Below are 24,280 nucleotides of genomic sequence, written 5' to 3'. Positions count from 1 at the left end.
CGACGCCCGGGTGCCTGCGGCAGCCGTCGGGCTAGTTCCCCACCGTACCCAGCACTTCCTGCAGGATCTGGTCGGCCAGGTCCTGCTCTGCCGGCCAGTCCGGCACCGGCTGGACGTAGGCCTCGGGCAGCGGTGCGGTGTAGGCTTCGGGCAGCGGTGCCGTATAGGCCTCGGGCGGGGGGAGCGCGCCGGGGTCGGGCAGGGGGGCATAATAGGCCTCGGGCAACGGTGCCTGGTAGGATTGACCGTTGAACACAGGTGCATTCGGGTCGTCGAAATAGGGCACGTCCTCGGGCACGATCGCACCTTCGGTAGTGCTTGGGTCGATCGGCATGTAGGTGGTGTCGGGCGCTTCGGTGATCAGCGGCTTCGGCGGTACGCCCTCGTTGATCCGCACCATGACCTCGTGCCAGATCTCGGCCGGCAGTCCTCCGCCCGTGACCCCCGTCAGCGGCGAGTTGTCGTCATAGCCCATCCAGACCCCCACGACGTAATCCGCCGTGAAGCCTACGAACCAGGCATCGCGGGCCGAGTTCGTGGTGCCGGTCTTGCCCGCGGCCTCGCGATCCTTCAGCCGCGCTCGGGTGCCGGTGCCAGACTTCAGCACCTCGGTCATCATGTAGGTCAGTTCGCGCGCGGCCTTTTCGGAAATGACGCGCTCGCCGATCCCGCCGCCCGCACCGAAGAGTTCCTCGTTTTCTCCCTTCAGTTTCAGTGACTTCAGGCCGTAGGGCGTTACCGCCGACCCCCCGTTCAGGATTCCGGCGAAGGCCGCCGTCATCTCGATCAGCGTCGATTCCGATGCCCCCAGCGCAAGCGCCGGGCCGGGTGCCAGGTTCTGTGCCACACCGAATTCCGTCGCAACCTGCCGGACGAGGTCGCGTCCCACCGCCTCGGACACCCGAACGGCCGGGATGTTGCGGCTTTCGGCCAGCGCCTGGGTCAGGGTAATCGTGCCCTTGAACTTCCTGTCGTAGTTCTGTGGCGTCCACGGGCCCGAGCCGGGAATGTTGATCGTCAGCGGCACGTCCTCGACATAGTCGAAGGGGCTGTAGCCCAGGTCCAGCGCCACGGCATAGACGAAGGGCTTGAAGGTCGATCCTGTCTGCCGCAGGGCCTGCGTCGCGCGGTTGAAGTCGCCCGCATTGGGGATGTTTCGCCCGCCCACCATGGCCCGCACCGCACCGTCCGCGCCCATCACCACGATGGCGGCCTGCGCCTTCGACCCCGCCTTGACCTTGTTCTCGAAAACCCAGGCCAGGGCCTCTTCGGCCTGCTTCTGCATCTTCTGGTCGAGCGTCGTCTCGATGATCACGTCTTCGGTCGTGTCGCGGGCCAGATAGTCGGGCGTGGTTTCCATCACCCAGTCGGCGAAGTAACCGCCCGACCGCTGCCGCGCCGCCGCCGACAGCTGCGCAGGATTGCGCCGCGCTTCGTCGGCTTCGGCCTTGGTCAGGTAGCCCTGCTCCTCCATCAGGCCGATCACGACGTTCGCCCGGCTGCGCGCGCGTTCCATGTTGCTGGTCGGCGCAAACGTCGAGGGTGCCTTGAGCAGACCCGCCAGCATCGCCGCCTCTGCGGCCGAGACATCCTTGGCCGACTTGCCGAAATAGCGCTGCGCCGCAGCCTCGAACCCGCGGGTGCCCGCGCCCAGATAGGCGCGGTTCAGGTAGATCGTCAGGATTTCTTCCTTGGAGTATTTCAGCTCCATGGCCAGGGCGAAGGGCACTTCCTTGATCTTGCGCCAGATCCCGCCGCGGCGGCAGTCGCGTTCGTAATCGGCTTCTGTCTTCCAGACGGCCGGATCCCATTTCACGCCCAGGCACAGCAGCTTTGCCGTCTGCTGGGTGATGGTCGAACCGCCGTTGCCCTCGAACGGCCCGCGGCCTTCGGAAAGGTTGATGCGGATCGCGCTGGCAATGCCCCGGGGCGAGATGCCGAGATGCCAGTAGAAGCGCCGGTCCTCGGTGGCAACCACGGCATCATGCAGCACCTTGGCGACGCTTCCGGCAGTGATCATGCCGCCGAAGGTCTCGCCGCGCCAGGCGAAGACCTCGCCCCTGTTGTCCAGCATGGTGACCGAACCTCGCGCGCGGCCGTCGACCAGTTCGGTCACCGGGGGAAGCTGGGCGTGAAAATACCACACGACCGCGCCCAGGATCAGTGCCCCGATGGCCGTGGTGCGCCAGGCGATGCCCCAGATCACGCGCCAAACCAGCAGGAAGAACCCGACGATCAGCCCATGCTGCCGCCGGGGTCTGCCGGGTTGCCGCGCCGTGCGCCGCGACGGTTTCGCAGGCTTCTTCGGCCCGCCGGCAGAGGAACCGGCGCGCGATGCGGGCGGATAGCGTCGGTCTGCGACAAGGGGGCGACGCCCCCGGTTTCCTGGTGCCATGCCTGCTCAGCCACTTGTGACATGGGCCGGTTATCTTGGCCCGTTTGAGCGGGAACATAATCCCGTTCCGCCGGAAAGCGAAGTCGGGCGCGGGACGATTCGCGTATGATTGCCGCCCAAAATTTGTGCAAGACAATTCGTAAGTGCAAAAATTGTGCAAATCCTTTGGAAAACGGCGGCAGGACTTCAGCCGTTTCCTTGTGCTGTCACGTCATTCGTCCGCCTGATCCGTGACGAGGGTCCCGTGCCCTGAGGTGCCTGCCAAAAGACAGAAGGGGAAGAACGTGAAGCTCATCATTGCAGCAATCAAGCCGTTCAAGCTGGAGGAGGTCCGCGAGGCGCTGACCGCCATCGGCGTGCGCGGCATGATGGTGACCGAGATCAAGGGGTTCGGCAGCCAGTCGGGCCATACCGAAATCTACCGCGGCGCGGAATACGCGGTGAACTTCGTTCCGAAGGTCCGGCTGGAGATCGTGGTCTCGGACGCGCTGGCCGACCAGGTGGTCGCGACCATCCAGAAGACCGCAAAGACCGGCAAGATCGGCGACGGAAAGATTTTCGTCCTCGACGTGGAACAGGCGGTGCGGGTGCGCACCGGCGAAACCAATGACGACGCGCTGTGATCGGCGGGGAAAAGGGGAAACACCTGACATGAAGATGCAATCGAAATTCGCAGGCCTCGGCGCGCTGTCTGCCGCGCTTCTGGCCAGCCTGCCCGCCTGGGCGCAGGAGGCCACGGTCGAGGCGACCGAGGCCGCCGCCGAGGTCGCAGCCGAAGTCGTCCCGGTCATGGACAAGGGCGACGTCAGCTGGATGATGATCTCGACCGTCCTCGTCCTGTTCATGACGCTGCCGGGTCTTGCGCTGTTTTACGGTGGCCTCGTGCGGTCGAAGAACATGCTGTCGATACTGATGCAGACCACGGCCATCGCCTGCGTCATGATGCTTGTCTGGGTGATCTACGGCTATTCCTTCGCCTTCGGCGGCTCGACCTCGCCCTGGTGGGGCGGCACCGGCAAGCTGTTCCTTTCGGGCGTCACCGCCGACAGCATGGCGGCGACCTTCTCGGAAGGCTACGTCATCCCGGAATACCTGTTCATCGCCTTCCAGATGACCTTTGCCGCAATCACCCCTGCGCTAGTGATCGGCGCTTTCGCGGAACGGGTCAAATTCAAGTCGGTCCTGGCCTTCTCGGTCCTCTGGGGCACCTTCTCCTACTTCCCGATCGCGCACATGGTCTGGGATGCCAGCGGCTATCTCTACGGCAAGGGTGCGATCGACTTCGCCGGCGGCACGGTGGTGCACATCAACGCCGGGATCGCCGCCTTGGTCGGCGCCATCGTGATCGGACCGCGCATCGGTTACGGCAAGGACAACATGGCCCCGCATTCCATGGTCATGACCATGATCGGCGCCTCGATGCTGTGGGTCGGCTGGTTCGGCTTCAACGTCGGCTCCAACCTCGAAGCCAATGGCGGCGCGGCGCTGGCGATGATCAACACCTTCATCTGCACCGCAGCGGCGACGCTGGCCTGGTGTGCGATCGAGGGCATGGCGCGCGGCAAGGCCTCGATGCTGGGCGCGGCCTCGGGCATGATCACCGGGCTTGTCGCTGTCACCCCGGCCTGCGGCACCATCGGCCCGATGGGGGCGATCCTGCTGGGTGTGCTTGCGACGCTGGCCAGCTACTTCTTCGTCACCGTGGTGAAGCTGAAGCTGAAGTATGACGACAGCCTGGACGTGTTCGGCATCCACGGCGTCGCCGGGATCGTCGGCGCTGTGCTGACCGGCGTCTTCTCGGCCGCGGCCTTCGGCGGGGTCAAGGGCGACGACTATGCGATGATGGCCCAGCTCTGGATCCAGATCGAGGGCGTGCTGATTACCATCGTCTGGTCGGGCGTCGTGTCCTTCATCGCCTTCAAGCTGGTGGACATGACCATGGGCCTGCGCGTGGACAACGACACCGAGCGGCAGGGCCTTGACCTCACCAGCCACGGCGAGCAGGCCTACCATTCGTAAACAGACGACCCGGCGGCGGGCCGCCTCCTCCCGGTTTGCCGCCAAAGGTCACGTCGGCCCGCGGGTTCCTCCCCCCGCGGGCCATTTCCATTGCAGGGTTCATGTCGGCGGCCTCTTCCGCAGTCTGCCGACACCGTCGGGCACCCCGTCGATGCGCCTTCCCTCTGTCGCATGGCCAGTCTAGTGTCCGCCCGTCGAAGGATTTCCCGCATGGACCGCGAAGGCACTCTGTTGAAAGGCGCGGTTCTGGTGATCGCCGCGACCTTCCTGTTCGCTCTGGCCGATGCGTTGGGCAAGCATCTTGCCGCCCTTTACACCACCATGCTTATCCTTGCCGCACGCTATACCGTGAACCTTGCGCTGGTTGCTGCCGTCATGGTCCCGCGGCATGGTGCGGCCCTGTGGCGGACGCGTCGGACCGGCCTGGTGATCCTGCGGGGCCTCTGCCTTGCGATGGCCTCGATCACCATGCTTCTGGCGCTGCGCATCATGCCGGTGGCCGAGACAGTGGCGATCATCTACATCACACCGGTCCTGTTGATGCTGGCCTCTGGCCCCGTTCTCGGCGAGCGCGTCAGCACCGCCGGCTGGGTCGCCGCGGCCCTCGGCTTTTCCGGCGTTCTGCTGATCGCGCGGCCGGGCGGCGGCCTTGACCCCTGGGGCGTGGCGCTGGCGCTGGCCAATGCGACCCTGGCCACGGGCTACCACCTGCTGACCCGCATCCTGACCCGCACCGAGACCACGATGGCGCTGATGGTCCACACCGCTCTTGTCGGAGCGGTAGTCTTCCTGATGCTGGTTCCGCTGCTGGGCGCCGGGCCGCTGCCCGGCCCGGTCGATGCTGCGCTGATGCTGGCACTGGGGGCGCTTGCGACGCTGGGCCACCTGATGTTCACCAGCGCCTACCGCGAGGCGCCGGCAGCCGTCCTGGCGCCGGTCAACTACCTGCACGTCGCCTTTGCCACGGTGCTGGGCTGGCTGGTCTTCGGGCAGCTGCCGGACCTGTACGGCTTTGCCGGCATGGGCGCGATCGCCGCCGCGGGCCTGCTGGCCGCGTGGAAAGCGGCGCGGGTCAGGCCGTCTGGCCCAGCGTGATCAGCGCCGTCCCTGCCACGGCCAGCGCAGCCCCAAGCCAGGCCATGGGGGCCGGTACGCGGCGGGAAACAACCCAGACCATCGGCAGGATCAGGATCGGCGTGGTCGAGGAAAGCGTCGTCACGATCCCCACATCGCCGTGTGCCAGCGCGGCCATCAGCAGCGACATGCCCAGGAACATCCCCGAGAAGGCCGAGGCCCCGATCCGCCGCACCTCTGGCATTGCAGGCCAAGCCGCTGGCCGCAGCGGCGGCAGCGCCAGCAGGGCCAGGAAGAACGCCGCCCCTAGCCCGGACCGGATCGCCATCGCCGTGAAGGGCTCGACCCCCGCCAGCATCGCCGGGCGGGCCAGAAGGCTGCCGCCCGCCTGGCCAAGCGCGGTGATCACACCCAGCCCCAGCCCAAGCGCCAGCGCGCCCTGCCCGCGCGCGCCTTCGCGTCCGCCGGGACCGAGGATAGCCAGCACGATTCCCGCCAGGATCAGCCCGACCCCGGCACCTTGCAGCAGGTTCACCGTCTCGCCCCGGAACGCATAGCCCATGATCAGCGCGAAAGGCGCCGAAAGCGTGAAGACCAGTGCATTCAGCCGCGCGCCCAGAAGCTGGATCGTGGCGACGAAGCAGACGGTGGCCAGCATGATCCCCACGACAGACGATCCCGCCAGCCAGGCGAACTGCTCCAGCCCGACCGTGCGCCATCCGCCAAGGGCCAGCGAGGCGGCGGCAGTCATCCCGAAGGCCATCGTCATCTGCCAGCGCGCCAGTTGCAGCGCGCCCACCCGGCCTGTCAGGCTGTCGATCTGCATCGCCGACAGCGCGAAGCACGCCGCCGCCGCAAGTGAAAGCACGACGGCAAGCATGATGCGTCAGATCACCTGTGCGATCGCCGCGGCCAGTACCGGCACGGTATGCGCGTTCAGACCGGCAATGTTGATCCGGCTGTCGCTGACCATGTAGATGCCATGCTCTTCCCGCAGGCGGGCGACCTGCGCCTCGGTCAGGCCAAGCCGGCTGAACATGCCCCGGTGTTGCGCCACGAAGTCGAACCGCCCGGAATTTGTGGCGCGGCGCAACTCGTCGGCCAGCTGCCTGCGAAGGTCCAGCATGTTCTGCCGCACCTCTTCCAGTTCCGCCATCCAGTCGGCGGTCAGGGCCGCATCTTCCAGGATCATCGTCACCACACGCGCGCCGTGGTCGGGCGGGAAGCTGTAATTCTGCCGGTTCAGGAAGTTCAGGTTGCCCTGCACCACAGCCTTGCGGTCGGCTGATGTCAGCGCGATCAGGATGCCGGTGCGTTCGCGGTAGATGCCGAAGTTCTTGCTGCACGAGGCGGCGATCAGCACTTCGGGGAAGGCCGCGGCGATCTTGCGGGTTGCCGCCGCATCCTGTTCCAGCCCGTCACCGAACCCCTGATAGGCAAGGTCAACGAAAGGTACCGCGCCCTTCCGTTGCAGAAGCGCGATCACCTGGTCCCATTGCCCGGCATCCAGGTTCGCACCTGTCGGATTGTGGCAGCAGCCGTGCAACAGGACGGCATCGCCCGCCGCCACGCCCTCGAGGTCGGCCATCAGTCCGGCAAAGTCGATGCCCGATGTGGCGACATCGAGATAGCGATACTCAACCCCCGTCATGCCGAGGTATTTCACGATCGACGGATGGTTCGGCCAGGTCGGCGCGCTCATCCAGACGCGGGCCTTGGGGTTGGCCATGCGGATCAGTTCCAGCACCTGCCGGATCGCGCCGGTGCCGCCGGGGGTCGCGACACTGGCCGCGCGGTCGGCAAAGCCCTGCCCGAGGATCATCCCCACCATGGCGGCGTTGTAGGCTGGGTCGCCGGCAAGGGCCGTATAGGTCTTTGTCGTCTCGGTCTCCCACAGCCTTTTCTCGGCCGCCTTGACGGCGCGCATCACCGGGGTAAGGCCGTTCGCGTCCTTGTACACGCCAACGCCAAGGTCGATCTTCGTCGTCCTGGGGTCGTCGCGGAACATGGCAATCAGTTGCAGGATCTTGTCCTGCGGCTGGGGGGACAGGGATTCAAGCATGGGAAACTCCGGCGAAAGCTACGGACAGGGTGGCGCGGGGCGCCGGACCTAGGGCCCGGTTGCCACCCGCAGGTCGTCATACATGCCCCATTCGGCCCAGGAGCCATCATAGAGCGCGTGGTTGCGATGTCCGATCCGTTCCAGCGCCAGGCTCAGGATCGCAGCCGTGACACCCGAGCCGCAGGTGGTGATCGCGGGTTTGGTCAGGTCCACCCCCGCAGCTTCGAACAGGGCCTTCAGTTCGGCCGGCGTCTTCATCGTGCCATCAGTGTTCAGCACCTCGGTAAAGGGGATGTTCCTGGACCCCGGAATATGCCCCGACCTAAGGCCGGGGCGGGGTTCCGGTGCCTCGCCCCGAAAGCGCGCGGCCGATCGGGCATCCAGGATTTCCGCCTCGCCCAGCTTTGCCGCATGGGCGACCTGGGTCACATCCTTGACCAGATGGTTCTGGCGGGAAACCGTCATGTGCCGGTCGCGTATCACCGGCGGCATGTCCTCGATCTCGCGGCCCTCGGCGCGCCATTTGGGGAAGCCGCCGTCCAGCACGGCCACATCGGTCTTGCCCATCAGCCGGAACGTCCACCAGACACGTGCCGCACTGAAGATGCCGGCACCGTCATAGACCACAACCTGATGCCCGTCGCCCACGCCCATCGCCCGCATCCGGCTGATGAACTTTTCGGGCGGAGGCGCCATGTGTGGCAGGCTGGAGCGCTGGTCGGAAATCTCGTCGATGTCGAAGAAGCGCGCACCGGGGATGTGGGCGGCCTGATATTCGGCCTTCGCATCCCGCCCGGCATCGGGCAGATACCAGCTGGCGTCCAGAACCCGCAGGTCGGGGTCGCGCAGGTGTTTGGCCAGCCAGTCGGTCGAGACCAGCGTCCTGGGGTCGTCCTGCGGCGATGGGGTCATCTGGGGGCCTCCCGTAGGGTCAGCCGCATATACCCGCGGGTGGCCCCCGGACGCAAGCACACCGGACAGGCACAGCGGTACGGCACGGGGCGGGCGTCCCCTGGCGCCTGTGCCAGTCGTCTTACTTCACCAGCGCCTTCCTGATCGCGCCAAGGATTGCCGTCAGCACCGCACCCCCGACACCGCCGCCGGCCACCGACTGTATGATGGCATTCAGGTCCAGGCTTTTCGCCGCATCCGCGGCCGCGCCGTCGCCGCCCAGCATTGCAAGGATTACCCCGCCCAGACCGCCACCCACGGCTCCGGTGATCGAATTGCCTGCGGTGCCCAGGCTGAGGTTCTTTAGCCCGGCGCCTGCGGCATTTCCGCCGATCAGACCCGCGATGATCTGGATGATCAGTTCCATTCCCATGACCACAGCCCTTCCCTCTGGTCCGGTGGGCCCGGGAAGGGCGTCCGGACGACCCCGGATTTGCTGTCCGGTCGGCAAATGGTGCCAGACATGGCCATTTCGGTCAACGAATGGTGCAGGTCAGTCCCGGCTGTTCTGCTTTAGAAGCCGGGCCTTCTGCCGCTCCCAGTCGCGCTTGGCTGTGGTTTCTCGCTTGTCGGCCAGCTTCTTGCCCTTTGCGATGCCAAGCTTCAGCTTCACGATGCCGCGGTCGTTGAAATACATCTTCATCGGCACGATGGTCATGCCCTCGCGGCCCACCGCGTTCCACAGGCGCGAAAGTTCCTTCTTCGACACCAGAAGCTTGCGGCGCCGCCGTTCCTCGTGTCCGAAGGTCTTGGCCTGCAGATAGGGGGCGATGTAGCTGTTGATGAGCCAAAGCTCGCCGCCCTCGACCGAGGCATAGCTTTCGGCGATGTTCGCGCCGCCCTGCCGCAGGCTTTTCACTTCCGATCCGTGAAGGACGATGCCTGCCTCCAGGTCGGATTCGATGTGGTAATCGAACCGCGCACGCCGGTTCTCGGCAATCAGTCTGGAATTGGGATCGGACTTGGCCACCATGATCGCGCTGAGATAAGCCTTGGCGAGGCCTTAGTCCAGAAGGGACACCATGCTGACACAGATCGCGCTTGGAACCGGGTTGCTCATCGCCAATCTCGTGGTGATGGCGGTGGCCGCGCTGGTGCTGGAAGTCGTCTTCCGAAGCGCCCACCCCTGGCTGATCGCCCAGCCGCAGCGGCCGAAGCTTCTGCTGATGCTGATCGGCGTCGGCCTGTGGGTGCTTGGCGTCGTCACCGCCGGCGTCTGGAGCTGGGCCGGAACGCTGCACCTTCTGGGCGCGTTCGCGACCATGGAAGAGGCGGTCTACTTCGCGCTGGAATGCTTCACCACCCTCGGCCTTGGCGACATGGTGCCGCCAACGGAATGGCGCATTCTGGCAGCCATGACGGCCGTCAATGGCTTTCTCAGCTTCGGCCTTCTTACCGCGCTTCTGGTCGAGGCGCTGCGGCAGGTGCGGCTGGCCCAGCTGGAACGCCGCCACGACTGACCTTGCAGCAGGATCAGCCCTCGCGCAGGACCGCCAGAAAGGCAGCGCCGAAGCGTTCCAGCTTGTGCTCGCCCATTCCGGGTATCGCGGCAAGTTCCGCCAGGGTCGAGGGCCGCCGTTCGGCGATGGCGCGCAGGGTGGAATGGGTGCAGGACAGATATTTCCCCGTCCCGTCCGCGCCGCGCGCAAGCGCAAGCTGTGCCTCGGCCAGCCGGTCGAAAAGCGCGCCTTCGGGCCGTCCGGCCAGCCGCATCCGCGCCGGGTGCAGCTGCTCTGCCTCGCCCGCGATCACCTCGAGAAAGGCCGCGCCATAGCTTTCCAGCTTTTTCGCGCCGACCCCGGTGATGCCGGCCATCTGGTCCAGCGTCCGGGGCTTGCGTTCGGTCATCTCGATCAGGGTGCGGTCTGGAAAGACGACATAGGCCGGCACGTTCTGCGCCTCGGCCAGCGCGCGGCGTTTCGCTTTCAGCAGCGATAGCAGGGCCGCGTCCTCGTCTGCAACCTGTGTGCGCACGACTTCACGATCCGCCGACGCTGCGATCGTGTCGCGCCGGAGCATCACCGTGGCCTCGCCGCGCAGGACGGGCCGCGCAGCTTCGGTCATGCGCAGCGCACCGTGGCGTTCGGGGTCCGGTCGCACGAGGTCGCGCCCCATCATCTGCCGGAACACGGCACCCCAGGCCGCCTTCGACAGGTCGCGGCCGACGGCAAAGGTCGGCAACAGATGGTGCCCGCGCTCGCGCACCTTGGGCGTCGGCGTGCCGGTCAGGATGTCGATCAGATGCCCGACCCCGGACCATTCCCCGGTGCGGAGGATGGCCGACAGCGCCTTGCGCACGGCCTCGGTTGCATCGAAGGTCTGCGCCGGGCGGTCGCACAGGTCGCAGTTGCCGCAGGCCCCGGCCTCTTCCCCGAAATAGCCCAGCAGCACCTGCCGACGGCAGGCCAGGGCCTCGGCAAGGCCCAGCAGCGCGTTCAGCCGCCCGTGATCGGCGGCCTTGCGCTCTGCCGGAGCTGCGCTTTCGTCGATCTGCGACCGGCGCAGACGGATGTCGTCGGGGCCGTAAAGCGTCAGCGTCTCGGCCGGGCTGCCATCGCGGCCCGCGCGGCCGATTTCCTGATAATAACTCTCGATCGACTTCGGCAGGTCGGCATGGGCGACCCAGCGGATGTCGGGCTTGTCGATCCCCATTCCGAAGGCGACCGTCGCAACGACGATCAGCGCGTCCTCGCGCTGGAAGCGCGCCTCGACCTGCCGGCGCTCTTCCGCCTCCATTCCGCCATGATAGGCCGCCGCGGGATGGCCCGCCTCGCGCAGGGCCTGGGCCAGCACCTCGGTCTTGGCACGGGTGCCGCAATAGACAATGCCGGATTGCCCCTTTCGCGCCGCCGCAAAGCGCAGGATCTGCTCGCGCGGGCTGGACTTGACGGCGAAGGCCAGGTGGATGTTCGGCCGGTCGAAGCCGCGCAGGAAGGTGGCCGGCGCCTCGCCGTCGAACAGCCGGGCGACGATCTCGGCCCGGGTCTCGTGGTCGGCCGTGGCGGTAAACGCCGCGAGCGGCACCTTCAGCGACCGGCGAAGTTCGCCGATCCGCAGGTAGTCGGGGCGGAAGTCATGGCCCCACTGGCTGACGCAATGGGCTTCGTCGACCGCGATCAGGCTGCATCGAGCCCGTCGCAGCAAGGCCAGCGCTCCGCCCGAAGCCAACCGTTCCGGCGCCATGTAGAGAAGCTTCAGGCGACCGTCGTCGATGGCCTGAAAGACTGCCTCCGTCTCTTCGCCGGTGTTGCCCGAGGTCAGCGCCCCGGCCTCTACCCCCGCCGCCCGCAGCGCGCGGACCTGGTCCCGCATCAGTGCAATGAGCGGCGAGATGACGACCGTCACCCCTTCGCGGCAAAGCGCCGGAAGCTGGAAGCAGAGCGACTTGCCGCCGCCAGTGGGCATGATGGCCAGCGTGTTCCGCCCTGAAAGCACCGACTGCACGATTTCCGCCTGACCGGGGCGGAAATCGGGGAAGCCGAAGACAGAGTGCAGAAGCCGGGCCGCCTGGTCCAAGGGATCAGAGGAAGACGGCGGCGTTGTTGATCAGGATGATCCGCAGCGCATAGACCGCGATCAGCACGACCAGCGGCGCAAGATCAAGTCCGCCCATGTTCGGCAGAATGCTGCGCACGCGGGAATAGACCGGTTCCAGCAGCCGGTTCAGCCCGTCCCAGATCGAGGCGACAAGCGGCTGGCGCAGGTTCAGCACCTGGAAATTGATCAGCCAGCTCATGATGATGTGGGCGATGATGATGAACTGCGCGATGTCTAGGATCAGAAGCAGGATCTGGAAGAGCGAGGTCATCGGGCACTCCGGCGCAGGTTTCGGCCAGAGGTAGCCGCAGGGGCGGGGAAGGGCAATGCCTTCCGCAGCGTTGCGCTTGACCTTGCCGCCGACCCGGGCAAATCCGGGCGGGAAACGGGAGAAGCAGATGTATCCTTTCCTGCGCATGTTCAGGGCCATGGCCCGGGCCCGCCGTCAAGCGCCGCTGGGCATTTTCGACACGCATGAAGACAGTCTGATCTGCTGGCCCTGGGATCTTGACCCGTGGGTGGAGCTGAACAACGGCCGCACGCTGACGCTGTACGACCTGGGCCGGTTGCCGCTGGGGGTCCGGACAGGCCTGCACCGCATCCTGCGGGAAATGCGCTGGGGCATGACGGTGGCGGGGGCCTCGGTGCGGTACCGGCGCCGGGTGACCATGTTCATGCGGCTGACGATGCGCAGCCGCTGCCTTGGCTGGGACGAACGGTTCATCTACATGGACCAGTCGATGTGGAAGGGCGAAGAGTGCACCTCGCAGGTGCTGATCCGGTCGGCCATCGTGTCGAAGGCCGGGATCGTCCCTCCGCGCGAGTTGGCGCTGGCCATGGGCCTGCCCCCGGAAAGCCCGCCCCTGCCCGACTGGGTCACGGCCTGGTGCGCGGCCGAGGCAACCCGCCCCTGGCCGCCCGGGCGGGTCGGGTCCGCTCATCGCCCCTGACGGGTCTTTTCGCCGCGCCCGAGATGACGCCCGCAAGGGCGGAAGCGCGACAGCTTGCGCCAGGCGGCTTTTCCGGGTTCACTTCGGGAAAGACCAAGGGGCAGGGCATGGTCGGCGACAGGAAGCGCATCTGGGGCTGGTATTTCTTCGACTGGGCCAGCCAGCCCTACAACACGCTGCTTCTGACCTTCGTCTTCGGCCCCTACTTCGCCGAGATCGCCCGAGGCTACTACATGGGTGCGGGCCTCGACGAAGAGGCCGCCAAGGCTGCTGCCCAGGCCTACTGGGGCTGGGGCCTGGCCATCGCCTCGCTGATCATCGCGGTGCTGGCCCCGGTCCTGGGCGCCATCGCCGACGGCACGGGGCGGCGGCTGGTCTGGGTCTGGGCCTTTTCCGCATGCTATGTGATCGGCGCAGCGGGCCTGTGGTGGGTGGCGCCGGGCGGCGAGGCGGGGATGCTGTTCTGGGCCGTTCTGCTGTTCGGGCTTGGCTTTGTCGGCATGGAGTTCGCCACGATCTTCACCAATGCGCTGATGCCCTCGCTGACGCAATCGGACGACCTCGGCGCGATCTCGGGCACGGGTTTTGCCTTCGGTTACCTGGGCGGTCTTGTGGCGCTGATCGTGATGCTGCTGTTCTTTGCCGAGGGCGCCGATACCGGTCTGACGCTTCTGGGCATCCCGCCGCTTTTCGGCCTCGATACCGAAGCGCGCGAGGGCACCCGCTTCGTCGGCCCCTTCACCGCTCTGTGGTATGTCGTGTTCATGATCCCATTCTTCCTGTGGGTTAAGGAACCCCGCACCGAGCGGCGCCCGCTGCATCTTGAACGTGCCCTGGCCAGCCTAGGCGACCTGATCCGCAGCCTGCGCTACCGGCGCAGCCTGACGGCCTATCTTCTGTCCTCGCTATTCTACCGCGACGCGCTGAATGCGCTTTACGGGTTCGGCGGCATCTATGCTTCGGGCGTGCTGGGCTGGTCCATCACCCAGATCGGCATTTTCGGCATCGTCGGCGTGGTGACGGCGATGATCGTTGCCTTCATCGGTGGCCGGGCCGACCGGGCCTACGGGCCGAAACCGGTGATCGTGGCGTCGATCCTTGTGCTGATCCTGGTCTGCATCGTCATCGTCGGCATGACGCGGGAAAGCCTGTGGGGCCTTGCCCTTGACCCTGCATCCAGCCTGCCCGACGCGATCTTCTTCGGCTGCGGTGCGCTGATCGGGGCGGCGGGCGGCTCGCTGCAGGCGGCCAGCCGAACGATGATGGCCCGCCACACCACGCCGGACCGCGCGACCGAGGCCTTCGGGCTTTATGCCCTGTCGGGCAAGGTCACCAGCTTCCTTGCGCCGGCCCTGATCGCGCTGGTCACCATGATCAGCGGATCGCAGCGCATCGGCATCGCTCCGCTGATCGTGTTGTTCCTGATCGGTCTTTTCCTGCTATCCTTCGTTCGACCCAGGGGAGAGATGAAGGCCTGATGCTGACCCGCGCAGTTCTGCTGATCTTGTGCCTGGCAGCGCCCGCCCAGGCGGAAAAACTGGCGAACAAGCTGTTCGGCGCCATGGCCACGCCCTCGCGCGAGGATGCGATGCCCATAGGCTCTTATGCCCGTGGTTGCGCGGCAGGTCTGGTCGAATTGCCGGAAACCGGCCCGACCTGGCAGGCGATGCGGCTGTCGCGGAACCGCAACTGGGGCCATCCGGTTACCATACAGTTCCTTATGGACCTGTCGCAGACCGCCCGCGACATCGGTTTCGGCAAGGGCCTTTACATCGGCGACATCAGCCAGCCGCGCGGCGGGCCGATGACCAGCGGCCACGCCAGCCACCAGATCGGACTGGACGCCGACATCTGGATGCTGCCGCCACGCAGTCTGTCGCTGACCCGCGAGCAGCGCGAGGAGATCAGCTCGATCCCAGTGCGTTCGGCCGACCAGCGTTCGGTGACCGGGAACTGGACCGGCGTGCATCACCGCCTGCTGAAGGTGGCGGCCTCCGACCCGCGGGTGGATCGCATCTTCGTTGCCGCGGCGGTCAAGATCGAGATGTGCAGGACGGCCACCGCCCAGGACAGGAAATGGCTTCAGAAGATCCGTCCGGTCGCCGGACACGACACGCACTTTCACGTCCGATTGAAATGCCCGAAAGGCGCGCGGCTGTGCGAGACGCAGACCCCGACGGTGGTTGAACTTTCAAAGGGCGGTGACGGCTGCGACGACACGCTGATGTGGTGGGTGACCGACTATCTGAACCCGCCCAAGTCCGATGGAAAGAAGCCGAAGGACGAGGATGCACCTCGCAAGAAGGGGCCGCGCGAATTCACCATGGCCGACCTGCCGAAACAGTGTCAGGCGGTGCTGGCGGCAAACTGAGCCGGGAAGGATACCGATTGACAGACGCAGGGCGCAGGTATAGGTCGCCCGCGCCCTCATGTCGGGGGCCAAGTCTCCGCGACCTTGTCAAAACGGATCACATCATGCGCCTGCTTCTGCCCGGCATAATTGCCATGGCGGTGATCGTCACCGCGTCCAACATCCTTGTCCAGTATCCGCTTGGGCTCTACCTCACGTGGGGGGCGTTGACCTATCCCTTCGCCTTTCTGGTCACCGACCTTGCCAATCGCCTGGCCGGCCCTGCGGTTGCGCGGCGCGTGGTGCTGGCGGGCTTTGTCACCGGCGTTGTCTGCTCGTTCATCGGCACGCAGATCACGGGCGAGTTCGGCCCGCTGGTTACCCTGCGCATCGCAATCGGCTCGGGCCTGGCCTTTCTGACCGCCCAGCTGCTTGACGTGACGATCTTCGATCGCCTGCGTCAGGGCAGCTGGTGGAAGGCCCCCCTGGTATCGACCCTGGTCGGATCCAGCGTGGATACCGCGCTGTTCTTCACCATCGCCTTTTCCGGCACGCTGACTTTCATCGAGCCCGCCAACGATGTGTCCTGGGCCGCCGACCCGATGCCGCTGATCGGCCTTGGCCCTGTCGCGCCGTTCTGGGTCTCGCTGGCGCTTGGCGACTGGATCGTGAAGCTTCTGCTCGCCCTGGTGGCACTTGTGCCGTTTCGGGTCGCGGTTGCCCGCCTGACGGCAAAGGTTGCGTGATTTGTTTTGACAAACACAAAATCTGTGGCACGCTCCTCTCATCGGCAACCATTTGAAAGGAGGTGATCCAGTGTCTAGAGTGATATTGGAGAGAGGTGTCGGGACAGTCGGAGGGATGATTTTCTGAGGGCAGCCCCTTGGAAATGACCACCACGATTGGATTTGGATGCCTAACTGGCCCATCTCCTTGGATCTCGGAAAGGGTTGCCTGCGCAGGGCAACCCTTTCTCTTTTCGTCAACGTGACAGGAATGGCCCCGTCCCGGTCGCTGCGGGGTCAGAGAACCTCGCTCACCTTCACGGTGCGCCCCTCGGCAACCGATTTCAGGGCTGCCTCTGCCAGTGCCAGCGCCAGAAGCCCGTCCTCGCCCGAAGGGCTGGCCTCGGCCTTGCCCGCCATCGCGTCGATGAAGGCCGTGATCTCGGCGGCATAGGCCTCGGTGTAGCGCGTCATGAAGAAATCGTGCAGTGGCGGGCGGGTGTAGCCGGCAGCCGTTGCGACCTCGATGCTGACCGGGCGCTGGTTTTCGGCCGCCGCCATGCCCTTGGACCCATGCACTTCGATCCGCTGGTCGTAGCCATAGGTCGCGCGGCGGCTGTTCGAGATAACCGCCAGCTTGCCGCTGACCGTGCGCAGCATCACCTGCACGCTGTCGCTGTCGCCCGCCTTGCCGATTTCGGGATCGACCAGAACCGAGGCCATGGCCGAGACCTCGGCCACCTCTTCGCCCAGCAGGAACCGGGCCATGTCGAAGTCATGGATCGTCATGTCGCGGAAGATGCCGCCCGACCGCCGGATGTAGTCCACCGGCGGGGCGCCGGGATCGCGGCTGATGATCACCACCATCTCGACCGCGCCAAGGTGGCCGTTGTCGATCTCGGCCTTCACGGCGCGGAAATGCGGGTCGAAGCGGCGGTTGAAGCCGACCATCAGCGTGCCCTTGCTGGCACGCACGACATCAAGGCACTGCTTCACGCGCGCAAGGCTGAGATCGATCGGCTTTTCGCAGAATACCGCTTTCCCGGCCTTCACGAACTGCTCGATCAGGTCGGCATGGGTGTCGGTGGGCGTGCAGATCACCACCGCGTCGATGTCGCCTGCCGCTGCAATGGCGTCGATCGTGCGCACCTCGCAGCCATACTGGTCGGCGATCGCCTGCGCCGCAGCCGGCATCGCATCCGACACCGCCACCAGCCTTGCGGCCGGGTTCCCCGTCACCGCCTTCGCATGCACCTTGCCGATGCGCCCCGCACCCAGAAGCCCGAATCTGATCGTCATGATGTCCTCCACAACCCGTTTCCCGGTCGTCATGCCACCGGCCAGACGGTCCTGCAATGGGTTGAGGTGATCGATCTGTATCCCGGGGGTAACGCAAACCCTGACAGCGAGGCGCCGGCACCGATCGGCACCCCTGCCCGTCACCACCCCGCGAAGCGCGGCTCCGGCTGATCCGACTGCCCGACCGGGACAGGGGCCCCTCGCGGGAAGGGGGGCGCGCGGCCGACAGGTTCTTGCAATGAGGGTTTGATGGTGCGTTCCTTTCTCGGGAATGGAAGCAAACGCCATGGGCCAAGGTCGTCACGGGCGTGCCACGGCCACTCGTCGTCAGACCCGCAATTCAGCGATCGCCGGTGTCTTGCGCAGCAGAGCCGGTCGTTCATGGCAGCTCGCGTCTGCCGGATGTCGAGGGCGACAAGCCCCGGCGGCAAGAGGACAAGCCGGGGGGCCGCCGGTTATTCCGCCTGGCTGCGGTTGCGCCAGCGATTGGCGATGTAGGTCGCGGTCATCAGGTCCAGATGGGCGCCGCCGCCGTTCTTGGCGATGGTGATCTCGTCATCCGACCGGCGGGCATAAAGCGCCGGGTCGTCATAGAAATCGGCAATGACATCGCTTTCGGTGATCGCGCCCGAGGCAAGGGGTTCGATCAGTTCGCCGATGTGGTGCAGCGTGGTGGCGCGGCTGTCCACGAACAGGCGCGCACGGCGCATCGCGGTATCGTCCACCTCGCGCATGCCCGCCTTGAAGGCGCCGATCAGGTCGAGATGCTGGCCCGGTTGCAGCCAGTCGCCCCGGATCAGGGGTTCTGTCGCCATGGTGGCGGTGCAGATGATGTCAGCCTTGCGGACCGCTGTCTCAAGGTCGTCGGCCACGGGCAGGCCCATGGCGAGGGCCGAACTGCGGTTGCGGCTCCAGACGGTGAAGCGGGCGCCGGGGAAGGCGCTGGAATAGGCCTCGACCATGGAGCGCGCGACGGTTCCGGCACCGACCAGCAGGATCTTTTTTGCATCCTTGCGGGCAAGGCGGGTGGCCGAAAGAAGGCTGTCGCCGGCGGTTTTCCATTTGGTCACCAGGTGGAAATCGACCAGCGCCGTCAGCTCTCCGGTCACGTCGTCATAAAGTGTGACCGCACCGTTGATCGTGGGCTTGCCCAGCGCGGTATTGCCGGGATGCACGGTCGCCACCTTGACCAGCGCGCCAAGGCCGTCGATCCAGGCTGCGCGGTCCAGCACCGTGTCGGCCCCGCGATGCAGGAAGAGATCGGCGATCTCGGCCCGGGGCAGGCGGTGCCCGGCCTCCAGCGCGGCCAGAAGGCCCGGCCAGTCCAGATGTGCTTCCGCCTCCTTCGGGACGATGTTGATCACAGCCCTGCCTCCCCTTCCGTCAGAAGCCCTTCGGCCACCAGCCGCCGCGCCCAGCCCTGCCAGGTTTCGAACTGATGCGTCCGCCAGCCCCGGCGGGCGGCGGCGGTAATGTTGTCGGCGCGGTCGTCGGTGAAGATCAGCCGGTCGGGCGGGATGCCGCTGTCTTCCTCGACGATCTGGTAGATGCGGGGTTCCGGCTTCGACACGAACAGTCGGCCCGAGACATATTCCCGGTCGAACTCGTTCAGGAACTCCAGCCGGTCGCGCGCCGTCTCGTAGGTGGAACTGCCGAAATTCGTCAGCGCAAAGACCGGGACGCCCTTGGCCCGCAGGGCACGCATCAGGGCGATGGATCCCTCGATCCGGGGACCGAACAGCTCGATCCAGCGGTCGTGCCACAGGCGGATTTCCGCGCGCCATTCCGGATGGCGGTCGGCCCGGTCGTAGATCGTTTCGCGAAACGGCGCCCCGTCGTCGATCAGGGCATTCATCTGCGGCAGCTCTGCCGCCCGAAACAGCGCGCGGCGGCGCGCCTCGCCGATCACCCGGTCGTAGAATGCCTCGGGCTGCCAGTGCACCAGCACGTTGCCGATGTCGAAGACCACTGCCTCAGGCTGCATCCTGCGTCCTTTGCCGCACCACCGTCTCGCGCCAGAGGACATAAAGGCCCGATCCGCAGATCAGCGCAATGCCCACCCAGGCGGTGGCATCGGGGAAGGTGCCGAAGATCACCACGCCCCAGAAGATCGCCAGCGGCATGCCGACATATTCGAAGGGCACGATCAGCCCGGCCTCGGCGGTGCGGTAGGCCTGGGTGACCATAAGCCCGCCGATGCCGACCGACAGGCCCGTGGCCAGGAACACCGGCCAGTCGGCCAGGGGCGGCCAGATCCAGGGGCGGAAGAGAAAGGCCCAGATCGGATCGTCGGTTGCCATGTGCCCGTCGCCAGCCCAGAGCCCCATGCACAGGCTGACGACGATGAACCCCGCCTGCACATAGAAGGACAGCGTCATTGCGCTTTCGGTGCCCCCCATGTGCCGGGCCAGCAGGTTGCCGCTGGCATATAGGACGGCCGAGACCAGCACCAGCAGGGCGGCGGGCTGGATCACCCCGGCGCCGGGGCGCAGCATCACGACGACGCCGACCATGCCCACGACAACTGCCGCCCAGCGGCGTGGGCCGACCTTTTCCCGCAGGAAGACGATCGACATCAGCGTGATGACGATCGGGCTGATGAAGGCCACCGCCACCGCGTCGGCCAGGGGCAGGGCGGCAAGGCCGAGGAAGAAGGTCACATTCGACACCATGATGATCGCCACGCGCAGCAGATGCGTGCCCGGCCGGCTGGTGCCGACCTGAGACCAGCCGCGTTCCGACAGGTGGATCACGGTCAGGATGAAGGCCATGGCGACAAAGGCGCGGATCAGGATGACCTGGTGCAGGGCATAGCCGCCGGACAGGAACTTGATCGCCACGTCATTGATCGAAAAGATCATCGTGCCGCCGGCGGCAAACAGGATTCCGGTCAGGGCTTGGGAACGGGCCATGGCGGCAGATGATCCGGACGCCCAGCAGGCGTCTGTCCTGCCCGCGACAGGGCTGGTCGGGAAGCGCCCGCTGTCAGCTGTGCAGGGCGGCGCGCAGCAGGCGGTCGAGCGTCTCCAGAAACCGGCTGCGGTCCGCCCTGGAGAACAGCGCTCCGCCGCCCTGGCGGAACGGGTCCGCGCTGCGCAGGTCGGCCATCAGGTCGCGCGTCGCCAGCACTATCCCGATATTCCTCGCAGTCAGCTCCTCGCCGTTCGGCCTCAGCACACGGGCGCCTGCCGCCACGCATTTCGCAGCCAGCGGGATGTCGGCGGTCACGACCACATCGCCCGGACCGCAGGCCCCGGCGATCCACTTGTCGGCCTCGTCCGGGCCCTGTGCCACATGGACGCTTTCGACCAGCGGATTGGCCGAGGGCCGAATGCCGCCGTTCGACACCAGCACCATGCGCACCCCCAGGCGGGTGGCCACCCGCTCCGCCTCGGCCTTGACCGGGCAGGCATCGGCGTCGATCAGCAGGCGGGTCATCGCGGCGAACCGAAGACCTGCACCCAATAATAGCGCAGGCCGCGGCTCTGGCCGCGCAGGGGCGCATCGTCGGGCTGATGGACCATGGCGATGCCGGTGTCGCGGAAACGGCAGTTCAGCATGTTGCGGCGGTGGCCCGGGCTTTTCAGCCAGGCCTGCACGGCTCGGTCCACCGTCGGCTGGCCGGCGGCGATGTTTTCGGCGGCGAGGCCGTAGCTGTAGCCCTGTGCCCGGATCCGCGCCGCGAAGCCGCGTCCGTCCTTGCCGGTATGCCCGAAGAAGTTCTGCTCGGCCATGTTGCGGGCATGGGTTCTGGCCGCTGCCATCAGCGCCGGGTTCAGGCTCAGCGGCGCGCATCCTGTCTTTGCGCGCAGGGCATTGACCTGCGCCAGCACGCCCTGCGCCGCATCCGAAGCCGCCGCAGGCAGGGCTGCCAGCGCCACGGCCAGCGCAACAGCCGCCACCCTAGCCGGCCAGCGCCGCGGCATGGAATGCGACATGGTCTTCCATGAAGCTGGAGACGAAGAAATAGCTGTGGTCATAGCCCTTCTGCATCCGGAACGTGCCCCCCTGGCGGACAGCGGCCATCGCCTCTGCCAAAGCCTCGGGGCGCAGCTTGTCCAGGAACTGGTCCGCCGTGCCCTGGTCGATCAGCATCGGCCCGTCAAAGCCCCGCCGCCGCATCAGCAGACTGGCATCATGCGCCGCCCAGAGCGATTCATCGGGCCCAAGATAGGCGGAAAATTGCGGGCGTCCCCAGTCGCTCGTCGTGGGGTTGCAGATCGGGGCGAAGGCCGAGACCGACTTGAACCGGCCCGGAAAGCTCATCGCGATGGTCAGTGCGCCGTGGCCGCCCATGGAATGGCCGGTGATCGCCTGCGCCTCCTCGGCCAGGGGGAAGGCGTTGAACAGAAGGCGTGGCAGTTCCTCGGTCACATAGTCCCACATGCGGAAGTGGGGCGCCCAAGGCTTCTGCGTGGCGTTCACATAGAACCCCGCACCCTGGCCCATGGCGAAGTCCAGCTCGTTCGCCACCCCTTCGCCGCGCGGCGAGGTGTCGGGGAAGACCAGCGCAATGCCCATCTCGGCCGCCCAGCGTTGCGCGCCCGCCTTCACCATGGCGTTTTCATGCGTGCAGGTCAGGCCTGAGAGGAACCAGAGCAAAGGCACCGGCCCGTCCTCGGCCTGCGCGGGCAGGAAAAGGCCGAAGGTCATGTCACAGGCGCAGGCGGAGGAGGCATGGGTATAGACCCCCTGCACCCCCCCGAAGGCGCGGTTTTCCGAAACGGTCTTCATGGGAACCCTCCTTGACTGACCAGTGCGATCACCCCGGTCACCGTCAGCACCGAGGCCGCCGTGGACAGCAGGATCGCGGTGGAAACCCGTTGCGGCGCAACGCGGTAGTGCTGCGCCAGAATGAACACATTGCCCGCCACCGGCAAGGCTGCGGCGGCGACCATCACGCCTGCGGCATAGCCCGTGACGCCGAACAGCCAGCAGGCTCCGGCCACTGCGGCGGGGTGAAGGATCAGCTTCGAGACCGAAAGCCAGGCCGCGACCTCGACCCGTTCCGCATTGCGCCCGGCCAGCGAGGCGCCGATGGCAAACAGCGCGCAGGGCGTGGCCGCCGCGCCGAGCAGCGTCAGGAATTCGTTCACCGGGGCAGGCAGGGTCAGACCCGTCGTGCCCCACAGGATGCCCAGGACGACCGAAACGATCATCGGGTTCTTCAGCAGACCCACCCCCAGGATGCCCAGGGTCTGTGCGCCTACGCGCCCCGCGCGCAGTCCGGTGATCAGCATTGTCAGGATCGACGAGAACACGATCAGATCGACCGCCAGCACCAGAAGGACCGGCCCCACTGCCCCCGGCCCCAGAAGCAGCACCAGCATCGGGATGCCGAGAAAGCCCACGTTGCCGATGACACCGGCATGTGCCTCGAACACCGCCTCTTCCCGGCTGGCGCCACGCCAGAGCGCGACTGCCGCCACCACCAGCCAGACGGCACTGGTGCCCACAAGATAGGCAAAGACGAAGGACCAGGAGAAGATCGCCGCCACGTCCAGGTTCGCCGCAAAGCCGAACAGCATCGCCGACAGCGCGAAATAGAAGACGAAGCGTGTCAGATAGGCCGTCGCCTCCGCGCTGAAGAACTGCGCGCGGCCCGAGGCGTAACCCAGCCCGATCACCGCGAAGAAGGGCAGGGTCTTCAGGAAGATCTCGACCATGCGGCTTCGTGTCATGCGGGAAGGGAAAGGGCAAGTCTGCCGCCAGGGGGAATCGCCCCGCTTTCCGGTGCGACAGCCGATTTCACCGGGCGGTGCTGAGCCTAGTTGTTCAGTCCTGGCATCTGGTGGATCGGATTGAGGATGAATCGATCAGGCTCTGATGTCCATATTTTGCAGATGTATTCGTAGGGCGTGAGGCCGTTCAGGGTCTTGAGCCTTCGGGCGAAGTTGTAGGCTGCGAGAAAGTCGGCGAGGTGCGTGCACAACTGGTCGTGGCTGTCGTAATGGTAGCGCTTCACCGTGGCGTCCTTGATCGTGCGGTTCATCCGCTCGACTTGGCCGTTCGTCCACGGATGGTTTGGTCAGGCGATGCTCGATCCCGTTGGCCTCGCAGATCATGTCGAAGCGCATTGGCCGGGAACAGATAGTGTTCCGTTTCCGGGGCTGCTCGGCGAACTGGATGCCATTATCGGTAAGGACCGTGTGGACCTGGCAGGGCACGGCCTCGAGCATGTGCTGCAGGAACTCCCAGGCAGTCTTTCTGTCAGCTGTTGCAACGATTTGAGCGACCGCGAACTTGGAAGTTCGGTCAATGGCCACAAAGAGATAGAGCTTGCCTTCTGCCGTCTGCACCTCGGCGATGTCAATATGAAAGAACCCGATGGGGTAGCGCTTGAACTTCTGGCGCTTTGGCTTGTCACCCTCGACATCTGGAAGACGCGAGATCCCATAACGCTGCAGGCACCGATGCAGCGCTGACCGCGTCAGATGCGGGATCGACGGCTGCAGGGCATAGAGGCAGTCGTCCAGCGGAAGGAGCGTATGGCGCCGGATTGCGACGATTGCCGCTTCCTCGGCTTCAGTCAAAACCGTCGAGCGCGGTTCCGTCGGCCCGGTCTTCATATCCTCGACCGTCGCGCGCTTGCGCCACTTTGCGAGCGTCTTCGGATTGATGCCCAGCTCCCGGCTCAGCTACGCGAGCGAAGCTTGCGATCGCTGTATTGTAGCTCTGACGGCGTGCGTGGTCGTGGCGCTCCCGTGACGAACTTGTCCCATAGTGCTTCCTTCCATTCATGCGAAAGAATCACACAATCAAACCGGGGGATCAAACACCTAGGTCCTGTCTGCATTTGGGGATTCCCGTTTGTCGTGAGTTCTGCTTCAAGATCGAAGACGGAGGCGATCTTGAGCCGGCGGACCTTGACCTACGCGCAGTGGGCGCGGATCGAGGGGCATCTTCCTGGGCGCGACG

Annotated in this window: 24 protein-coding genes and 1 pseudogene; 8 read left to right on the top strand and 17 right to left on the bottom strand. The window is 66.0% G+C overall.

Annotation, left to right across the window (positions count from 1 at the left end; translation table 11 throughout):
• Positions 1-31: 31 nt before the first annotated feature.
• Positions 32-2,395: a transglycosylase domain-containing protein gene (locus tag EYB42_RS01700; RefSeq protein WP_205909945.1), complete on the bottom strand. Its 2,364-nt coding sequence runs from the start codon at positions 2,393-2,395 to the stop codon at positions 32-34.
• 284 nt (positions 2,396-2,679) lie between these two features.
• On the opposite strand from EYB42_RS01700, the gene EYB42_RS01695 reads away from it, so the two are divergent.
• The 3 genes from EYB42_RS01695 to EYB42_RS01685 all read left to right on the top strand — a co-directional run bounded on the left by EYB42_RS01695 (position 2,680) and on the right by EYB42_RS01685 (position 5,509).
• Complete coding sequence (locus EYB42_RS01695; protein ID WP_135447527.1) at positions 2,680-3,018, top strand: P-II family nitrogen regulator; 339 nt, start codon at positions 2,680-2,682, stop codon at positions 3,016-3,018.
• Positions 3,019-3,046: 28 nt separating this feature from the next.
• Complete coding sequence (locus EYB42_RS01690; RefSeq protein WP_135447525.1) at positions 3,047-4,414, top strand: ammonium transporter; 1,368 nt, start codon at positions 3,047-3,049, stop codon at positions 4,412-4,414.
• Between the two features lie 210 nt (positions 4,415-4,624).
• A complete protein-coding gene (locus EYB42_RS01685) occupies positions 4,625-5,509 on the top strand; it encodes a DMT family transporter (RefSeq protein WP_167850890.1) in 885 nt (294 codons plus the stop codon).
• Here EYB42_RS01685 and EYB42_RS01680 read toward each other — a convergent pair.
• The 5 genes from EYB42_RS01680 to smpB all read right to left on the bottom strand — a co-directional run bounded on the left by EYB42_RS01680 (position 5,487) and on the right by smpB (position 9,474).
• Complete coding sequence (locus EYB42_RS01680) at positions 5,487-6,368, bottom strand: DMT family transporter (RefSeq protein WP_135447521.1); 882 nt, start codon at positions 6,366-6,368, stop codon at positions 5,487-5,489. The genes EYB42_RS01685 and EYB42_RS01680 overlap by 23 nt on opposite strands.
• Positions 6,369-6,374: 6 nt before the next feature.
• Positions 6,375-7,550 carry an amino acid aminotransferase gene (locus EYB42_RS01675; RefSeq protein WP_135447519.1) on the bottom strand — a complete coding sequence of 392 codons (1,176 nt, stop codon included), beginning with the start codon at positions 7,548-7,550 and terminating at the stop codon, positions 6,375-6,377.
• A gap of 48 nt (positions 7,551-7,598) precedes the next feature.
• The gene (gene sseA, locus EYB42_RS01670; RefSeq protein WP_135447517.1) at positions 7,599-8,462 is read right to left on the bottom strand and encodes a 3-mercaptopyruvate sulfurtransferase; all 864 of its coding nucleotides are present in this window, start codon (positions 8,460-8,462) and stop codon (positions 7,599-7,601) included.
• A gap of 121 nt (positions 8,463-8,583) precedes the next feature.
• Complete coding sequence (locus EYB42_RS01665; protein WP_205909944.1) at positions 8,584-8,868, bottom strand: hypothetical protein; 285 nt, start codon at positions 8,866-8,868, stop codon at positions 8,584-8,586.
• 126 nt (positions 8,869-8,994) lie between these two features.
• Positions 8,995-9,474: an SsrA-binding protein SmpB gene (smpB, locus tag EYB42_RS01660; RefSeq protein ID WP_135447513.1), complete on the bottom strand. Its 480-nt coding sequence runs from the start codon at positions 9,472-9,474 to the stop codon at positions 8,995-8,997.
• 49 nt (positions 9,475-9,523) lie between these two features.
• On the opposite strand from smpB, the gene EYB42_RS01655 reads away from it, so the two are divergent.
• Positions 9,524-9,961: a potassium channel family protein gene (locus EYB42_RS01655; RefSeq protein ID WP_135447511.1), complete on the top strand. Its 438-nt coding sequence runs from the start codon at positions 9,524-9,526 to the stop codon at positions 9,959-9,961.
• Between the two features lie 13 nt (positions 9,962-9,974).
• Here EYB42_RS01655 and recQ read toward each other — a convergent pair whose 3' ends face one another.
• Together recQ and EYB42_RS01645 are read right to left on the bottom strand one after the other, a co-directional pair.
• A complete protein-coding gene (gene recQ, locus EYB42_RS01650) occupies positions 9,975-12,017 on the bottom strand; it encodes a DNA helicase RecQ (RefSeq protein WP_135447509.1) in 2,043 nt (680 codons plus the stop codon).
• Between the two features lie 4 nt (positions 12,018-12,021).
• Positions 12,022-12,309, bottom strand: a complete 288-nt coding sequence (locus EYB42_RS01645) for a YggT family protein (RefSeq protein ID WP_135447973.1) — start codon at positions 12,307-12,309, stop codon at positions 12,022-12,024.
• A 127-nt stretch (positions 12,310-12,436) separates the two neighbouring features.
• Here EYB42_RS01645 and EYB42_RS01640 point away from each other — a divergent pair, with 127 nt between their 5' ends.
• The 4 genes from EYB42_RS01640 to EYB42_RS01625 all read left to right on the top strand — a co-directional run bounded on the left by EYB42_RS01640 (position 12,437) and on the right by EYB42_RS01625 (position 16,084).
• Positions 12,437-12,988, top strand: coding sequence for an acyl-CoA thioesterase (locus EYB42_RS01640; RefSeq protein ID WP_135447507.1), 552 nt, complete (start codon positions 12,437-12,439; stop codon positions 12,986-12,988).
• 107 nt (positions 12,989-13,095) lie between these two features.
• On the top strand, positions 13,096-14,466 hold the full coding sequence (locus tag EYB42_RS01635) for an MFS transporter (protein ID WP_135447505.1): 1,371 nt from the start codon (positions 13,096-13,098) through the stop codon (positions 14,464-14,466).
• A complete protein-coding gene (mepA, locus tag EYB42_RS01630; protein ID WP_135447503.1) occupies positions 14,466-15,359 on the top strand; it encodes a penicillin-insensitive murein endopeptidase in 894 nt (297 codons plus the stop codon). The genes EYB42_RS01635 and mepA overlap by 1 nt, the downstream gene beginning before the upstream one ends.
• A 101-nt stretch (positions 15,360-15,460) precedes the next feature.
• On the top strand, positions 15,461-16,084 hold the full coding sequence (locus EYB42_RS01625) for a queuosine precursor transporter (RefSeq protein WP_135447970.1): 624 nt from the start codon (positions 15,461-15,463) through the stop codon (positions 16,082-16,084).
• A gap of 276 nt (positions 16,085-16,360) precedes the next feature.
• Here the strand turns inward: EYB42_RS01625 and iolG are convergent, their stop codons facing one another.
• From iolG to EYB42_RS01580, 9 genes and pseudogenes are all read right to left on the bottom strand, one after another.
• The gene (gene iolG, locus EYB42_RS01620) at positions 16,361-17,362 is read right to left on the bottom strand and encodes an inositol 2-dehydrogenase (RefSeq protein ID WP_135447501.1); all 1,002 of its coding nucleotides are present in this window, start codon (positions 17,360-17,362) and stop codon (positions 16,361-16,363) included.
• Positions 17,363-17,817: 455 nt separating this feature from the next.
• Complete coding sequence (locus EYB42_RS01615) at positions 17,818-18,726, bottom strand: ornithine cyclodeaminase family protein (RefSeq protein WP_135447498.1); 909 nt, start codon at positions 18,724-18,726, stop codon at positions 17,818-17,820.
• Complete coding sequence (locus tag EYB42_RS01610; protein WP_135447496.1) at positions 18,723-19,346, bottom strand: HAD-IA family hydrolase; 624 nt, start codon at positions 19,344-19,346, stop codon at positions 18,723-18,725. The genes EYB42_RS01615 and EYB42_RS01610 overlap by 4 nt, the downstream gene beginning before the upstream one ends.
• Positions 19,336-20,274 carry a DMT family transporter gene (locus EYB42_RS01605; protein WP_135447494.1) on the bottom strand — a complete coding sequence of 313 codons (939 nt, stop codon included), beginning with the start codon at positions 20,272-20,274 and terminating at the stop codon, positions 19,336-19,338. The genes EYB42_RS01610 and EYB42_RS01605 overlap by 11 nt, the downstream gene beginning before the upstream one ends.
• Positions 20,275-20,347: 73 nt before the next feature.
• Entirely contained in the window at positions 20,348-20,800 is a 453-nt protein-coding gene (locus EYB42_RS01600) for a YaiI/YqxD family protein (RefSeq protein ID WP_135447492.1), read from the bottom strand.
• On the bottom strand, positions 20,797-21,288 hold the full coding sequence (locus EYB42_RS01595) for a CAP domain-containing protein (protein ID WP_167850889.1): 492 nt from the start codon (positions 21,286-21,288) through the stop codon (positions 20,797-20,799). Before EYB42_RS01595 ends, EYB42_RS01600 begins: the two co-directional genes overlap by 4 nt.
• Positions 21,266-22,096: an S-formylglutathione hydrolase gene (gene fghA / locus EYB42_RS01590; RefSeq protein ID WP_135447488.1), complete on the bottom strand. Its 831-nt coding sequence runs from the start codon at positions 22,094-22,096 to the stop codon at positions 21,266-21,268. Before fghA ends, EYB42_RS01595 begins: the two co-directional genes overlap by 23 nt.
• Complete coding sequence (locus EYB42_RS01585) at positions 22,093-23,028, bottom strand: AEC family transporter (RefSeq protein ID WP_135447967.1); 936 nt, start codon at positions 23,026-23,028, stop codon at positions 22,093-22,095. The genes fghA and EYB42_RS01585 overlap by 4 nt, the downstream gene beginning before the upstream one ends.
• Positions 23,029-23,129: 101 nt before the next feature.
• A pseudogene (locus tag EYB42_RS01580) lies at positions 23,130-24,084 on the bottom strand (IS481 family transposase).
• Positions 24,085-24,280 lie beyond the last annotated feature (196 nt).

This window comes from Tabrizicola caldifontis (assembly GCF_004762095.1).
Taxonomy (GTDB): Bacteria; Pseudomonadota; Alphaproteobacteria; order Rhodobacterales; family Rhodobacteraceae; genus Tabrizicola; species Tabrizicola caldifontis.
The sequence above is the reverse complement of the archived record's forward strand: the minus strand, read 5'-3'. Positions and strand labels throughout refer to the sequence as shown.